This is a genomic window from Pseudorhodoferax sp. LjRoot39 (genome assembly GCF_964253035.1).
Taxonomy (GTDB): Bacteria; Pseudomonadota; Gammaproteobacteria; order Burkholderiales; family Burkholderiaceae_C; genus Pseudorhodoferax.
On record NZ_CAXUQL020000001.1, the window covers coordinates 7,195,770 to 7,211,377 of the forward strand.

General features: G+C 70.8%; 11 protein-coding genes. 2 read left to right on the forward strand and 9 right to left on the reverse strand.

Going from position 1 to position 15,608, the window contains the following annotated elements:
* Positions 1-20 precede the first annotated feature (20 nt).
* Together fadB and ACSQ4M_RS33635 are read right to left on the reverse strand one after the other, a co-directional pair.
* Positions 21-2,186, reverse strand: a complete 2,166-nt coding sequence (fadB, locus tag ACSQ4M_RS33630; protein ID WP_436193690.1) for a fatty acid oxidation complex subunit alpha FadB — start codon at positions 2,184-2,186, stop codon at positions 21-23.
* An 86-nt stretch (positions 2,187-2,272) separates the two neighbouring features.
* Positions 2,273-3,238, reverse strand: coding sequence for a Bug family tripartite tricarboxylate transporter substrate binding protein (locus ACSQ4M_RS33635; protein WP_436193691.1), 966 nt, complete (start codon positions 3,236-3,238; stop codon positions 2,273-2,275).
* Between the two features lie 287 nt (positions 3,239-3,525).
* Between ACSQ4M_RS33635 and ACSQ4M_RS33640 the strand changes: the two genes are divergently transcribed.
* On the forward strand, positions 3,526-3,879 hold the full coding sequence (locus ACSQ4M_RS33640; RefSeq protein ID WP_436193692.1) for a hypothetical protein: 354 nt from the start codon (positions 3,526-3,528) through the stop codon (positions 3,877-3,879).
* 263 nt (positions 3,880-4,142) lie between these two features.
* Here ACSQ4M_RS33640 and ACSQ4M_RS33645 read toward each other — a convergent pair whose 3' ends face one another.
* The 3 genes from ACSQ4M_RS33645 to ACSQ4M_RS33655 all read right to left on the reverse strand — a co-directional run bounded on the left by ACSQ4M_RS33645 (position 4,143) and on the right by ACSQ4M_RS33655 (position 6,932).
* Complete coding sequence (locus ACSQ4M_RS33645; RefSeq protein WP_436193693.1) at positions 4,143-4,868, reverse strand: TerC family protein; 726 nt, start codon at positions 4,866-4,868, stop codon at positions 4,143-4,145.
* A gap of 100 nt (positions 4,869-4,968) precedes the next feature.
* Positions 4,969-5,799, reverse strand: a complete 831-nt coding sequence (locus tag ACSQ4M_RS33650; protein ID WP_436193694.1) for an acyl-CoA thioesterase — start codon at positions 5,797-5,799, stop codon at positions 4,969-4,971.
* A gap of 161 nt (positions 5,800-5,960) precedes the next feature.
* Positions 5,961-6,932, reverse strand: a complete 972-nt coding sequence (locus ACSQ4M_RS33655) for an NAD(P)H-dependent flavin oxidoreductase (RefSeq protein ID WP_436194114.1) — start codon at positions 6,930-6,932, stop codon at positions 5,961-5,963.
* 258 nt (positions 6,933-7,190) lie between these two features.
* Between ACSQ4M_RS33655 and ACSQ4M_RS33660 the strand changes: the two genes are divergently transcribed.
* Entirely contained in the window at positions 7,191-9,869 is a 2,679-nt protein-coding gene (locus tag ACSQ4M_RS33660) for a LuxR C-terminal-related transcriptional regulator (protein ID WP_436193695.1), read from the forward strand.
* Between the two features lie 15 nt (positions 9,870-9,884).
* Here ACSQ4M_RS33660 and ACSQ4M_RS33665 read toward each other — a convergent pair whose 3' ends face one another.
* From ACSQ4M_RS33665 to ACSQ4M_RS33680, 4 genes are all read right to left on the reverse strand, one after another.
* Positions 9,885-10,937 (reverse strand): hypothetical protein, encoded by a 1,053-nt coding sequence (locus ACSQ4M_RS33665; protein WP_436193696.1) that lies wholly within the window; start codon positions 10,935-10,937, stop codon positions 9,885-9,887.
* Positions 10,938-11,264: 327 nt separating this feature from the next.
* Complete coding sequence (locus ACSQ4M_RS33670; protein WP_436193697.1) at positions 11,265-13,472, reverse strand: hypothetical protein; 2,208 nt, start codon at positions 13,470-13,472, stop codon at positions 11,265-11,267.
* A gap of 62 nt (positions 13,473-13,534) precedes the next feature.
* Entirely contained in the window at positions 13,535-14,788 is a 1,254-nt protein-coding gene (locus ACSQ4M_RS33675) for a hypothetical protein (protein WP_436193698.1), read from the reverse strand.
* A complete protein-coding gene (locus ACSQ4M_RS33680; protein ID WP_436193699.1) occupies positions 14,781-15,602 on the reverse strand; it encodes a hypothetical protein in 822 nt (273 codons plus the stop codon). The genes ACSQ4M_RS33675 and ACSQ4M_RS33680 overlap by 8 nt, the downstream gene beginning before the upstream one ends.
* Positions 15,603-15,608 lie beyond the last annotated feature (6 nt).

A 15,608-nucleotide genomic window follows, 5' to 3' on the forward strand; every position in this document is an offset into this window, starting at 1 on the left:
GGGGTTGTGTGTGTCGGAAATCAGAGGCTGTGGTAACGGCCGCCTTGCGCCGCCATGGCGCGCATGCGCGCCGTGGGTTGGTATTGCGGGCCGAAGGCCGCGTACTTCTCGCACAGCGCCACCACCTGGGACAGGCCCAGCCAGTCGGCGTACTGCAGCGGGCCGCCGGCATAGGCGGGAAAGCCGATGCCCAGCAGCATGGCGGTGTCGAGTTCGGCCGGCGTGGCGACCACGCCCTCCTCCAGCGCGTGCGCGGCTTCCACGACCATGGGCAGCATCATGCGTTCGACGATCTCGGCATCCGTGAAGTCGCGCGCGCCAACGGTCTGCAGCGCGGCCACCAGCGCGCGCGCCGCGGGCGAAGAACTCTTGCGCGGCTTGCCGGCCGGGTCGGCCTGGTAGTCGTAGAAGCCGCCGCCGGTCTTCTGGCCGAAGCGGCCCGCGGCGACCAGCGTGCGGATGGCGTTGCGCTCGATGGGGCGGATGCGCTCGGGGTAGCCGGCCGCGATCACGTCGAACACGTGCGCACCCACGTCCATGCCGACCACGTCCTGCAGGTAGGCCGGGCCCATGGGCCAGCCGAAGGCCTCCATGGCGCGGTCGACCTGCTCGAAGTCGGCACCGTCGGCGACCAGCTGCACGAAGGCGTTCACGTAGGGCGTGAGGATGCGGTTGACCAGGAAGCCCGGGCCGTCCTGCACCACGATGGGCACCTTGCCCATCGCGGCGGCGTAGGCGACGGCCGTGGACACGGCCTGCGGGCTCGTGCGCGAACCGCGGATCACCTCGACCAGCGGCATCACGGGCACCGGGTTGAAGAAGTGCATGCCGACGAAGTTCTCGGGTCGCGCGAGCGGCTGGGCGATGTCGTCGATGCGCAGGCTGGAGGTGTTGGAGGCGATCACGGTTCCGGACCCTACGCAGCCTTCCAGCGCGGCCAGCACACGGCGTTTCACATCGAGGTTCTCGACGATGGCCTCGATCACGCAGTCAAGCTGGTCGAACCCGGTCTCGTCGAGCTGCGTGGTGATGGACGCGCGCACGGCCTGCGCCTTCTCGGGCTTGAGCCGGCCGTTCTTGACCTGGCGGGCCAGCTGCTTGTCGGCCTCGGCCAGGCCCAGGTCCAGCGCGGGCTGGGCGATGTCCTTCATGCGCACGGGCACGCCGCGCAGCGCGCTCGTGAACGCGATGCCGCCGCCCATGGTGCCGGCGCCGAGCACGGCCGCGTGCTGCACGGGACGGCCCTCGCGCGCATGGCGCTTGTGCAGTTTCTTGACGGCCTGGTCGTTCAGGAAGGCGCGCACCAGCGAGGCCGCGGCCTGGGTCTTCGCGACACGGCCAAAGGCGGCGGATTCGAGGTCGATCGCGCGGTCGCGGCCCAGGCTCGCGCCCTCGGCCATCATCTCCAGCGCAATCTGCGCGGCCGGCTGATGCGGCGCGCCACGACGGGCCGTGTCCAGGGCCTTGGCCAGTTCGGCCGCTACCGCGTCGGCAGCCAGCGGCAGCGCTGCGCGCTTGCGCTGCTGGCGCGCAGCCCAGTCGACCTCGCCACGCACGGCGGACTGCAGAAGCGCCAGCGCGCGCTCGCGCAGCGCTGCAGGCGCGGCCACCTCGTCGACCACGCCGGCGGCCAGCGCCGCCGCGGCCTTGGCCGGCTTGCCGCCGGCCACCCAGTCGAAAGCCGTGGCGAGACCGGCCACGCGCACCAGGCGCACGGTGCCGCCGAAGCCCGGGAACAGGCCCAGCTTGACCTCGGGTACGCCCACCTGGGCCGCCTCGGACATCACGCGCAGCGCGCCCAGCAGGGCCAGCTCCAGGCCGCCGCCCAGCGCGAAGCCGTTGATGGCCACGACGCTGGGGATGGGCAAGTCCTCGAAGCGGTTGATCATGGCGTTGCTCTCGCGCACGCCGGCTGCGATCTGCTGCGGACTCTGCTGGAACTTGGTGCCGAACTCGGTGATGTCGGCACCGACGATGAACACGTCCTTCGCACTGGTCACGAGCACGCCGCGCACGGCGGGTGCCGCGGCGATCGCGTCGATGGCCTGGCGGAACTCGTCGACGGTGCGTGCGTCGAGCTTGTTGATGGCATCGCCCTGGCGGTCGAAGCGCAGTTCGACGAGTCCTTCTGCGCCCGCTTCGGCGACGGGCAGGACCTGGATGCTTTGGCCTTGGAACAAGAACACTCTCCCTGCGGGCCCCTGCCCGCGTTCCGGGAAAGTCTAGGGAGGGGGCTCGCGACGGGCCATCGTCCGAACGGACGAATCGGCTTTCAGTCCAGCCGGATGTTGTTCTCGGAGATGGCCTTCTTCCAGTACGCCATGTCGTCGCGCAGGCGCTGCTCGAAGGCTGCGGGCTGCTCCACCACGGGCAGCAGCCCCAGTTGCGTGAGCCGGGCCTGCATCTCGGGCGCCTGCAGCACCTGCGCTACGCCGGCCCGGATGCTGCGCACCACCTCGGGCGGCGTCTTCGCGGGCGCGAACAGCGCGTACCAGCCCGGCACGTCCAGGCCCGTGTAGCCGAGCTCGGCGAAGGTCGGCACCTCGGGCAGCAGCGGCGCGCGGCGCGTGCCCGTGACCGCATAGGCCTTGAGCCTGCCCGACAGGATGTGCGGCAGCGGCGAGGCCAGATCGGTGAACGACAGCGTCACATGACCGGCCAGCAGGTCGTTGATCAGCGGCGCGGCACCCTTGTAGGGCACGTGCACGGTGCGGATGCCGTTGGCGCGGTTGAAGATCTCCGCAAAGATGTGGGCCGAGGTGCCCGCGCCGTAGGTGCCGTAGCTGAGCTTGTCCGGATTCGCCCTGGCCAGCGCCACGTAGTCCTTGACGGAGCCGATGCGCGCGTCGTTGGTCACGAAGACCGAGACCGCGTCGGCCACGCGCGCGAGCGGCACGAAGTCCTTTTCCACGTCGTAGGCCATCCTGGGGTAGAGCCAGGGCGCCAGTGCCAGCTGGCTGATGCCCAGCAGCAGCGTCGTGCCGTCGGGCGCAGCGCGCGCCACGTACTCGTTGCCGATCATGCCGGAGGCGCCGGCGCGGTTGTCCACCACCACGGGCTGGCCCCAGAGCTTCGCGAGGTCGGTGGCCAGGTGGCGGGCCAGGATGTCGCCCATGCCGCCGGCCGGGAACGGCATGACCAGCCGCACGGGCTTGTCGGGATAGACGCTGGCACGCCCCGGGAGCGGAAGGCAGGCGGCCAGGGGCAGTGCGGAGAATCGGCGTCGTGACAGGGGCATGGGGGTCTCCAGTGGGTGCGCCGCCCATGCTAGAAGTGCGCCCCCGCGCCGGGCCATCGTCCGATCGGACGAGTTCGGACAGCGAAACCGGCGCCGCCGGATTCCTCAACACACAAATTGGACACAAGCCATCAACAGAACATGTCGGCTAAAGAACACATACAAGAGGCAATTCTTGTTGTGCGCTCGACAACTTCATACAATTTTGTGTCGGACCAGTGGCTCCGACGCGCAGGGCGTTCTTCGGCCCGCGTGTTCTCCCAGACCTACAAACCTGAAAGTCATCCATGAAGCATCCGATCCTTTCCATTGGCATCGCCCTGGCACAGGTGTTCGCCGTGAGCGCCTTCGCCCAGGGTGAAGCGGGCGTGTCCAAGGCGCCACCGCCGGCCGCCAAGGCTTCTCCCGAAGAACGCGCCGCGGCACGCGCCAAGCGCAAGGCAGAGGGCGCCGAGGCCGTCAGGCAGCAACCGGTGGGGGAAACCGGCCAATCCAAGGCCCCGCCCAGCGCAACGCGTGCTTCGGCCGAAGAGCGTGCCGCGGCACGCGCCAAGCGCAAGGCCGAAGGCGCCGAGGCGATCAAGCAGCAACCGGATGGCGAAGTCGGCCAGACCAAGGCCCCTCCGGCGGCCAGCAAGTAAGCCGGCAATGGCGACAGGGCAGCTTGCCCTGTCGTCCGGCGCGCCCGCCAGTGCGCGCTTCCTTCAGCGATGCGAGGGCTGCTTCAACGCCCCGCGGCCGGCACCGTCACGACGCCGGCCTACCCTCTTTCCTCTCGCCACGCCCTGAGCCGCAGACCGTCGGCGCAGCAAAAAGCCCTGCCGGCCGGTGGCCGCAGGGCTTTGGGGCGGCCCGGGCTGGCGCCCGGGATCCTCGGCGGCGCCGCGCAGGCGGCGCCTGGCGCTCAGGCGTGGCCGCCTCCGGCGGGCTTGCGGCTGGCGATGGCCTTGCCGATCACCAGCACCAGCAGCGCACCGGCGACGGACGCGCCGTACTTGACGACGTCGGTCTGCGGCAGCTTGAACATCCACTGCCACTTGTCGGGGTTGGCCAGGGCCGGGTCGGTCACCAGCATGCCACCGGCGATCCAGCCCAGCAGCATGCCGCCGGCCGTGATGATGAGTGGATAACGTTCCATGAGCTTGATGACCAGCTGGCTGCCCCAGACGATGATGGGGATGGAGATCAACAGGCCCAGCACCACCAGCAGCATGGAATGCTCGCCGGCGTTCTGCGCGGCGCCGGCGATGGCGATCACGTTGTCCACGCTCATGACCAGGTCGGCCACGATGATGGTCTTGATGGCGGCAAACAGCTTGTCGCTGCCGGCCACGTCGCCGTGCCCCTCTTCATCGGGCGCGAGCAGCTTGACACCGATCCACACCAGCAAGATGGCACCGACCAGCTTGAGGAAGGGCACGTTCAGCAGCGTCATCGCGAACGCGATCAGGATCACGCGCAGGACGATGGCACCGGCCGTGCCCCAGATGATGCCCTTGGTGCGCTGCGCAGGCGCCAGCTTGCGGCAGGCCAGCGCGATCACGACGGCGTTGTCGCCACCCAGCAGGATGTCGATGATGATGATCTGCCCGAGGGCGACCCAAAAGGCGGGGGAAGTCAGAAAGTCCATGGTTCCTCGTTGTACTGCATACGCCGCTCCCACGGCGGCCGGCACTGTAAGCTGAGGAGTCCCTGAATACCCTTATTCCCTTACAGGATGCTTCCCTGGATCAGGCCCGCACGCGCACCAGGCCTTCCTGCGCGACCGAGGCCACCAGCCGGCCGTCGCGGCTGTACAGGCTGCCGCGGCAGAAGCCGCGGGCGCCATAGGCCGAAGGCGAGTCGGCCTCGTACAGCAGCCAGTCGTCGCAGCGGAAGTCGCGGTGGAACCACATGGCGTGGTCCAGGCTCACGCCCTGCACGCCGGGCTTGCGGAAATCCAGGCCGTGCGGCTGCATCGCCACGCCGAGCAGGCTGTAGTCGGAGGCATAGGCCAGCATGGCCTGGTGCAGCAGCGGGTCGTCGGGCAAGGCGTCCACCGTGCGCAGCCAGGTCTGCCCGCTCGGGCCCCACTTGCCCTCGCCCAGCGGCGGGCGGCCGTCGGCGAAGCGGAATTCGATGGGCAAGGCCAGCGCCAGCCGTTGCTGCTCCGGTAGCGATTCCGGCGCCGGCACCGGCACCATGGCGCGCTGGTGTTCCACGCCGTTCTCGCGCCGGTGGAACGAGGCCGACATGTGGAAGATGGCCTCGCCATGCTGGATGGCGACCACGCGCCGCGTGGTGAAACTGCCGCCGTCGCGGATGCGGTCCACGTCGTAGACGATGGGCGCGGCCTTGTCGCCAGGCCGCAGGAAGTAGCCGTGCAGCGAATGCGCGGCATGGCCGTTGTCCACGGTGCGGGCGGCCGCCATGAGCGCCTGGCCCAGCACCTGCCCGCCGAACACGGCCGGCGCACCCAGGTCGCTGCTGGTGCCGCGGAACAGGTTCTTCTCCAGCTGCTCCAGGCGCAGCTGTTCGACCAGCGCGCGCAGCGCCTCTTTGCGCAGTTCTTCGCGGTTCATGTCAGTTGTCCATTGCACTGGCCCGCAAGCCGGTGGTCGAGAGGCCGCGGAGCAGGCCATGCCAGCAGACGCCGCGCAACGGGCTCTGCCAGGGCGCTGGCGGCGCCCCTGGGGATGGAATGGCTAAACGAAGTGCGCCATTCGAACGGGGTGGTTTCACGTCACCCAAAGTAGCCTCGCGCGCGCTCGAGTTCGCGGCGGCAATCGGCCACCATGCGCGTGAGCAGTTCGGCGCAGCTGGGCACGTCGTCGATCAGGCCGATGCACTGGCCGGCCGAGACGATGCCGCCGTTGACCTCGCCCGATTGCAGCGCGGCACGCCCGCGCACGCCGGCCACCAGCGGGCGGATCTCCTCGAAGGCGACACCGCCCGGGCGCCGCTCCATGCCCACGACCTCCTCGGCGATCGCATTGCGGAACACGCGCGCCGTGTTCTTGAGCGTGCGGTACAGCAGCGCGGTGTCGCGCTCGCTGGCCTGCACCAGGGCCTGCTTGATGTTGGCGTGGATCGGCGCCTCCTGCGTGACGCAAAAGCGCGTGCCCATGTTGATGCCCTCGGCGCCCAGCGCCAGCGCCGCCGCCATGCCACGCCCGTCGGCGATGCCGCCCGAGGCGACCACGGGGATCTTGAGCGCGCGCGCGGCGGCCGGGATCAGCACCAGGCCGCCGACATCGTCCTCGCCCGGGTGGCCCGCGCACTCCAGGCCGTCGATGGAGACGATGTCCACGCCATTGCGTTCGGCCGACAGCGCATGCCGCACCGTGGTGCACTTGTGCACGATGGTCACGCCCGCTGCCTTGAACTGGGCGATGAACTCCTTGGGGCTGTTGCCCGCGGTCTCGACGATCTTGATGCCGCTGTCGATGATCACGCGCACGAACTCGGCGTACGGCGGCGGCTTGATCGCCGGCAGGATGGTCAGGTTTACACCGAATGGCTGGTCGGTCATCGAGCGGCAGCGCGCGATTTCCTCGCGCAGCGCATCGGGCGTGGGCTGGGTCAGCGCGGTCAAGAGGCCCAGGCCGCCGGCGTTGGAGACGGCCGAGGCAAGTTCGGCCAGGCCGACCCATTGCATGCCGCCCTGGATGATGGGGTAGCGGATGCCCAGTTGCTCGGTGACGCGGGTGTGCATGCGGTCCATGGAAATTCCTTCAGGCAGATGGGGTCAATGATCGCCGCGCGCGCAGGGCGCGAAGCGCAGGTCTGTCACCTAGGCGGCACGCGGGTGCCGGGCGGTCTGCCAGGCCAGTTTAGGCAGCAGAATCCGGCCTTCGCATCGTCGGAAGCGACGGAACGCCACCGCCCCCTGCGCCCTAGGAGACATGCCCGGCACCCGTTGCCGCCGACACTTCGCGCCCGCCCGCCGCACATCCGCCCTCCTCCGTCCGCGATGCCGCCCTCCGCCACCCGCATCCTCGAAGCCAAGCTCAACCCACCCTCGGCCGCGCCGACCCAGGTGCTGCGCGCCGCCATCGCCGACGAGATCGCGGGCACCGCCGCGCGCCTGGTGCTGGTGCGTGCGCCGGCCGGCTTCGGCAAGACCACCACCATGGCGCAGGCACGCCAGCGCCTGGACGAGCAAGGCATCGCCACGGCCTGGCTCACGCTGGACCGGGCCGACAACGACATGTCGCGCTTCGTCAGCTGCCTGGGCGAGGTGGTGCTGCGCCTGGGCATGGAGGGCCCGCGCGGCAACGCGCCCTTCGACGCCGTGGCCGTGCTGGCCGCGCACGACGCGCCGTTCGCGCTGTTCCTGGACGAATTCGAGGTGGTGCACGAACCCGCCGTGCTGGGCCTGGTGCGCGAGATCGTCGAGCACATGCCGCGCGGCGGCCGCATCGTGATCGGCTCGCGCAGCCTGCCCGATCTGGGCCTGGGCCGGCTGCGCGCGCGCGGCCAGTTGCTGGAGATCGACACCGACCGGCTGCGCTTCAGCCTGGAAGAGACCGGCGCCTTCCTGGGCCAGCGCGCCATGCCGGCGCTGTCGGCCGAGCGGCTGGCCCAGCTGCACCGCAAGACCGAGGGCTGGGTGGCGGCGATCTGGCTGGCCTCGATGGCGCTGGAACGCCCGGGCGTGGCGCCGGACTTCGTCGAGCGCTTCTCAGGCTCGAACCGTGCCGTGGCCGAGTACCTGGCCGAGGACGTGCTGGCCCACCAGCCCGGCGCCATCCGCGACTTCCTGCTGCGCACCAGCATCCTGCGCCAGCTCGACACCTCGGTCTGTCAGGCCCTGATCCCGCGCGGCAACAGCGCCGCCATCCTGGAACAGCTGGCCGCGGCCGACCTGTTCCTCACCCCCATCAGCAGCGAAACCGGCGACGAGGCCCAGGCCTGGCGCTACCACAGCCTGTTCTCCGACTTTCTGCGCGCCCAGCTGGTGCGCGAGCAGCCCGACGAACTGGCGCGCCTGCACCTGGCGGCCTCGGGCTGGTACGAATCGCAAGGCCGGCCGGTGCCGGCCATCGACCACGCCATCGAAGGCGGCGACCATCCGCATGCGCTGACGCTGCTGGACATCTGGGCCGAACAGTTCCTCGAACAGGGCCGCATGCGGCTGCTGGCGCGCTGGTTCGCGGCCATCCCCGAGCACCAGCTGCGCCAGCACCCCTTCCTGCAGCTCATCGCGCTGTGGGCCGAGTGCTTCACGCACGGCCCCTGGGATGCGATGGCCCGCCTGGAAGCCTCCGACTGCATCCACAGCCCGGTGCCCGAGGTGCGCGCCTGCGCCCACACGCTGTACCCGCTGCTGTGGGCCATGCAGGACCGCTACGACGAGGCCTACGAGGCCGGCCGCGCCTGCCTGAACCGCCTGCCCACGGGCCTGGCCTTCGCCGACAGCGCGCTGCTCAACGCCATGGCCCACATCCTGTCGGTGATGGGCGACCAGAACGCCTCGCTGCGCCTGCTGGATGCCGCGCGCAGCAAACAGGGCCATGCCAAGCGCGACGGCACCTTCCACCGCATGTACACCGAGGCCTCCGAGGGCATGCTGGACCTGCAGGCCGGCCGCCTGCGCCAGGCCACGGCGCGCTTTCGCATCGCCGTGGACTCCACCCATGCGGTGACCTACAACCACAGCCACGGCAATGCCTGGGCCGGCGTGCTGTACGCCGGCGTGGTCTACGAGGCCAACCAGCTGCCCCAGGCCGAGCACCTGCTCAACGTCTACCTGCCGCTGGCGCGCGACGTGGGTCTGCCCGACCACATGATCCTGTCGCACGTGATGCGCTCGCGCATCGCCTTCCACAGCGGCGACGTGGAGGCCGCGCTGCAGGCCCTGACCGAGCTGGAATACCTGGGCCATGCGCGCCAGCTGCCGCGCGTGGTGGCCGGGGCCAAGCTGGAACGCTCGCGCATGCTGCTGCTGCAGGGCAACGGCCCGGCCGCGCGCGACGAACTGCAGCGCGCCGACGACCCCGCGATCTGGGAGCGCGAGCGCCGCATGCGCCTGCCCGCCCACGACCTGGACTACCTGGCGCTGGCCAAGGCACGCTGGGAGGTCGCCTTCGGCGACGCGCGCGCCGCGCTGCAGCTGCTGGACGCCGAGATCCACGCCGCCACTGCGGCCGCGCGCACGCGGCGCGTGCTCAAGCTGCAGGTGCTGCGCGCGCTGGCGCAGCAGCGTGCCGGCGACCCCGCCGCCGCCGTGGCCGAGATCGGCAGCGTGCTGCAGACGGCCAGCCAGGAAGGCTTCATGCGCCTGATCCTGGACGAGGGCCCGGCCGTGGGCCGGCTGCTGCAGCGCCATGCCGCGGCCCTGCCGGAAGCGGGTGACCCGATCCAGGCCGAGTACCTGCAGCGCCTGCTGCACGCCATCGGTCCGCTGGCCGCGCCCGAGCCCGAGACCCCCGCCGCGGCCGCAGGCGGCAGCGAGGAGCCGCTCACGCGCAAGGAGATCCGCGTGCTGCAGCTGCTGGCCGAGGGCTACTCCAACAGCGCCATGGCCGAGAAGCTGTTCGTCTCGGACAGCACGGTGCGCACGCACCTGCGCAACATCAACATGAAGCTGGACGCCAAGAGCCGCACGCAGGCGGTGGCGATCGCGCGCAAGCTGGGCGTGATCCGCTGACGCACGCCAGCCGCGTCACCGCGTGCCGGACACCGAGGCGCGCGGATCCGCCATCCAGAGCAACCAGCGCAGATCGCCGACATGGAAGGGCCACGGAAACGGTTGCTCGGGACGCAGCCAGGCGTCGCGGGCGCGGGCGATCCAGGTGCGGGCGGATGCCGTGTCGCCGACGCACTGCGCGGCCGCCGCGGCGGCAGGCCACCAGAATCCAGCCGTGTCGACATTGCGCCGCGACCAGTCGTCCGCGCCCAGCCAGCGGGCCGAGGCCCTGCGCCAGGCATTGGCGGCGTCGCCGCTGCGCGGCCCTTCCACACCCCACAGCAGGGGCCACGCCTGGGCCACGGTGTCGGCGTACCAGCGGGAGAAGACTGGCGCACCGGCCTGCAGCGCATGGCGCCAGGCTTGGCTGGGTGCATGCCACAGCAGCGCCCGCATCGCATCTTCTGTCCGCTGGGCCGTCGCCATGCTGCCTGCGGCACCAGCGGTGTCGCCGTAGGCCGCCCGCTGGACACGGGCCCAGGCGCGCCAACCGGCAGCCACCTCGACCGCATCCATGAGGTAGGCCACGGGGTAGTCGGGCTTGGCCCAGGTCAGGCCGTCCGCCTGGCGCAGCGCGGCCATGGTGGCGGCCGACGCGCGCAAGGCGGCTCGCACCGCGGTCTCGCGCAGCACGGCCACGTCGCCGGCCGCAGCGAGGTAGCTGTCCGCCACCATCAGCATCGAGGCAGCGGTGCTGTCGTACGAATCCACGAAGGGGCATGACCCGGTCGGCGCGGGCGGGCAGACCGCCACCTGCAGGTCGGCTGCGCGCAGCCAATGGTCGAACACCACGCCCTGCCCCGGTCCCACCGCGCTGAGGTGACGTGACTGCCAGCGCAGCCAGTCGGCCGCCAGCGGGGCCAATGTGGGGTCGATGCGCAGCACCTGCACGACCGACAGGTTGGCCTGGTAGGCCTGCACCTGGTACCAGGCCTGGCCCTGCGGGTCGACGTGGCCCGGGGTCCAGTGCATCCGCACCGCCCCGTGGGCATCCTGCCCCGGAGCCTGCACCGCGAGTTGCCTGAACATGGCGAGCGCCGCATCGCGGAACGCCCCATCGACCAGGCCACCGCCAGGGCAACTGCGCACTGCGCCGACGGCGGCCGTCTGCACCCGCGCCGTTTCGGCGGCAGGTCCAGACGACGGTGCGGCTTCGTCACCCGCCGAACACCCGATCACAGACACCGCAACCGCCAGCAGTCCTGCTTGCCAACCCAGCGACACATGTGCCATGGCAGCCTCCTCGTGAGAGGCGGGACGCACAGCGCGTCCGCCGCAGGCACCACTGTGCGCCGCAGGCGCGGGTCGGACACGGCGCGTCGCGGCCGGCCGTCGCTTGCAGTGCGCCGGCCGGCGTCAGCGCGGCGCGGTGTAGAACTTGAGTTCCGTGCCCGAGCGGGCGGTCACGATCCAGTCGGTCGCGTCCGAGGACACGCTGCCCCTGCCCCAGAATACGAACGGCATGGTGTAGCGGCTGCGGGGCAGCAGCATGGTGATGTCGGTCAGCGACTGTCCGTTGTTGAGGACGAACACCTCCTTGCCCAACCACGTGCTGGAGCTCGCCCAGCCGGTCTGGACACGGCGCTGCGAGAAGTCCGCCAGTTCGGCCATGGTGTACCAGGTGAAGCGGCCGCTGTCGCGCAGCGCCTTGCCGCGCTGCACGAAGGTCTTGACCACGTCCAGGTGCGCGGCCGCGCCAGGCGGGTGGTTGTAGAACATGCGGTTGCTGCGCCGGTTGACCACGAAGCTCTGCAGGTCCAGCAGCCACTGCGCCGAGGCGGCGTCGCTGACACCGTTGGCCTCGAAGTCCTCGAAGGTGGCGGAAGTGCCGAACGGAGTGACGGGCATCGACCACAGCTTGGTCGTCAGCCGTGTCCCGCTGCGCCACTCGCGCGTGGCGGGGCTGCCCGTGTTGCTGACGGTGTACATGCCGACGATGCCCCAGAACTCGTTCCAGGCCACTGCCCAGCTCGGGTTGTTGCCCTGCGGCGCGGAGTACGAACGCGAGCGCTCGCCGCTCACGTCGTCCACCGCCATCAAGTTCCACTGCAGCCACGGCAGGTAGGTGGCCGCGTTGTCCTCGTTGGCGTTGAGCCCGTAGATGTTGTGGATCCAGCCTCCGTGCGAGCCGACTTCATGCTTCACGAGGTTGTACGCCGAGGCATACGGGCCGGTGCGGGCGGTGCGCCGCACCACATCCTGGGCGGCGGCGTTGCCCAGCAGGTTCATGCCCAGCCGGTCGCCCACGGTCTCCACATCGGGGCCGGCCGTGAAGTGCACCGAGAACGGCCCGGCGCCGGCCATGAAGCTGCTGGCCATGATGTCGCGGAAGTCGGGCACGATGTCGTCGCCGTCGTCCACGTGCCAGTTGTAGACCAATCCACCGATGCCGCGGGGCTGGACCGCCAGGCGCGGCATGCCGACCTGGTCGCGCGCGAAGTGGCCCAGCACACCGTGCAGCAGCACGCCATCGGTGCCGATGGCCTTGAAGAATCCCAGCGGCAGGTTGACGAAGAGCAGCTTGCCATTGCCGTAGCTGCGCTCGCCGGCGACCAGCCCGAACTCGGGCGAGCTGAGGAACACGTTGCCGGGAAACGCGCCGGTCGTGACGAAGCTGTAGTAGCTGAGCGGGCCGAAGGCGTAGCCGCTGACCACCTGCAGTTCGGCGTCGCCCGCGGCCAGGTTGCCCGCCGTGCGCGACGGCGAGGTCTCCGTCCAGCCGGCACCGCCCGCGCCGGCCACGGCACTCACGTCGTCGGGTTTGCGCAAGGAGGCATAGCCCGTGGTCTGCAGCCAGCGCAGCGCTGGCGTGGCTTCGGCGACGGGAGCGTCGTAGCGCAGGCCGCTGACCAGCGAGGCCACGCGCGGTTGCGAACCGGCACGGGCCAGGAGCCACGTGCGCATGAACTCCGAACCGCCAGGGTCCAGGTGGCTGGTCGGCACGTAGGGCACTTGCGCCGCGGCCGCCGCGAAGGGCGTTACGCCGCCCGCCGTCGGGTAGGGCATGTACTTGCCCGGCGGCAGCGACAGGTTGTCGAGCCGGCCGCGCGTGCCCACCACCGGGCCGAATCCCACCACGCGGTCCCGCAGGGTTTCGTACAACACGTAGTCCACGCCCACCATGTCGGAGAAGCGGGAACGGCCGCTGGCGTCGTAGAGACCCTCGTCGTTGAGGCTGGCGGCATCGTAGACCAGCAGCAGCCTGCCGCCGCGGGACACGTATTGCTTGACGCCCGCCACCAGGCGGTCGCTGGCGCGGATGAGGGCGCTGTCGGGCAGGATCAAACCGCTGATGCTGGCGTTCGCCGAAGTGCCGAGTGCCAGGAAGGTGGAGGCCTTCATGACCTTCATCTGCAGGCCCTCCTCGACCGCGGTGTCGGTCCAGACCTTGACCTGCCAGCTCGCGGTGTCGGCGTCGTCGGGCACGAGCAGCGTGAGGCGGTCGCGGCTGCCCGCCAGCGCCGTGCCCGGGCCGGCCAGCAAAACCAGCAGCAGCGCATACAGCGCGACCGCCCCTCGGTGCCGCCAGAAGGCGAGGCGGCGGACAAGAACTGTCAATGACATGGATGCATCCTTGTTGAAAGAAAAAACACGGGAAACGCGGAGAACAGGGGCGGCGGCATGGCCTACGGCCGGGGCACAACTGCGACGGGATCGGACAGCCAGAACAGCCAGCGCAGGTCGCCGACCTGGAACGGCCAGGCGAAGGGACCGCTGGGCGCCAGCCATGCGGCGCGGGCGCGGGCGACCCAGCGGCGCGCGTCGGCCTCGTTGCCCACGCAACGCGCCGCCACGGCGGCGGCAGGCCACCAGAAGCCATCGGGGTCGACGTTGCGGTGCGTCCAGCCGTTCGCGCCCTGCCAGCGTGCGGACGTATTGCGCCAGGCCGTGGCGGCGTCGGTGGCGGCCGGGCCGCGCACGCCCCACAGCAGCGGCCAGGCCTGCGCCACGGTGTCCGCGTACCACACCGAAAAATCGGGCGCGCCGGCCTGCAGGCTCACGCGCCAGGCCTGGCTGGGCGCATGCCACAGTTGTTGGCGCATGGCGTCTGCCATGCGCCGGGCCGCGGCCAGGCTGGCCTGGGCACCGGCCCTGTCGCCATAGGCCGACTGCTGCACGCGGGCCCAGGCACGCCAGCCGGCCACCACCTCGGCGGCGTCCATCAGGTACTCCACCCGATGGCCCGGCTTGGCCGAACTCAGGCCTTCGGGCTGGGTGAGCGCGACCACGGCCCCCGCCGAACGCTCCAGCGCGGCGCGCACGGCGGCCTCGCGCAGCAGCGCGGTGTCGCCGGTCGCGGCCAGGTAGGCATCGGCCATGAGCAGCGCGGACGCCGCCGTGCTGTCGTAGGCATCCACATGCGGGCAATCGCCGAGCGCGCGGCCCGGCGGGCACGGCGCCACGTGCAGGTCCGAGACGCGGATCCAGTGGTCGAACACCACCCCCTGCCCGACCCCGGTGGGCGTGGTGTGGCGCGCTTGCCAGCGCAGCCAGCCGGCCGCCACCGGCGCGTTGCCGGGGGCCACGCGCAAGGCCTCCGTCAACGCCAGGTTGACCTGGTAGGCGGAGATGAAATGCCAGGTCTGCCCGCTGGGATCGACGTGGCCGGGCGCGCTGTTGGCGCGGACCGCGCCATCGGCCGCCAGGCCCGGCGCGTGCACCACCAGCTGCGACAGCGCTGCCAGTGCGGCATCGCGGAACCCGGCGTCGACCAGACCGCCCTTGTCGCAGACGGTTTCCGCAGGCTCGGCCACGGACGCAGCCGGGGCGAGCGGCACGACCGGTGTCTCGGCCCGTGCCGTGGCCTTGCCCGACGAGCAAACCGACAGCAGCATGGCCAGGACCAGACCGGTGCCGCGCCACCCCGGAGAACTAGACATGCCGTGCCTCCATGCCCCGGTTGCGCCACCCCATGCCCCAGCCGTACAGCGCGACCACCCCGACCACGGGCAGCATCACGCCGAACACCAGGTTCAGCAGCGGCAGCAGGATCAGGCCGCTCATCTGCGCCAGCGCGGCATGCGCGGCGTACTGCAGCGGCGTCAGCAGCGCCAGGAAGGCCAGCGTGGTCACCGTCAGCACCACGCGCTGCCAGGCCGCGAAAGGGAACAGGTAGTAGGTCAGCAGATGGATCCAGGGCGTGGCCAGCATCAGGTACCAGGCCTGGCGCAGCCCGCTGGCCACGTGGCTGGTCACGGTGTGGGTGAAGCTGGCCGGCCAGAACATGAAGAACAGCACCGAGGCGCCGTGCACCAGCGCACCGAGCCGGATGAAGAAGGCCAGCGGCTTGGCCGCGTCGGAGAACCAGCCCGAACACCACCACAGCAGCAGCACGACGGCGCCATGCCGCATCGGCGACCAGGGATCGGACAACGGCAGTTCGGGCGCGATGATGGGCACCACCAGGCCCAGCCCGCCGCCCTGGCTCGGGTCGCCCGGCAGGAAGCGGCCCGGCAGCGCCAGCGCGTGCATCCACCAGAACAGGGTGTCGGTCCAGGCCGCTTCCAGCCACGGCCGCAAGCACAGCAGCAGTGCGCTGAAGGCCCCTGCCAGCACCACGCTCTGCAGCACACGCTGCATGGGCAGCGTCTGGCGCCAGATGGCGCGGTGCCGGGCGATGGTGCCACCCAGGTGGCCACGCACGCTCAGGCGCAGGAGCGCGGCGCGGGACTTGGCATGCAGGGACTTGGCCATGGTGCG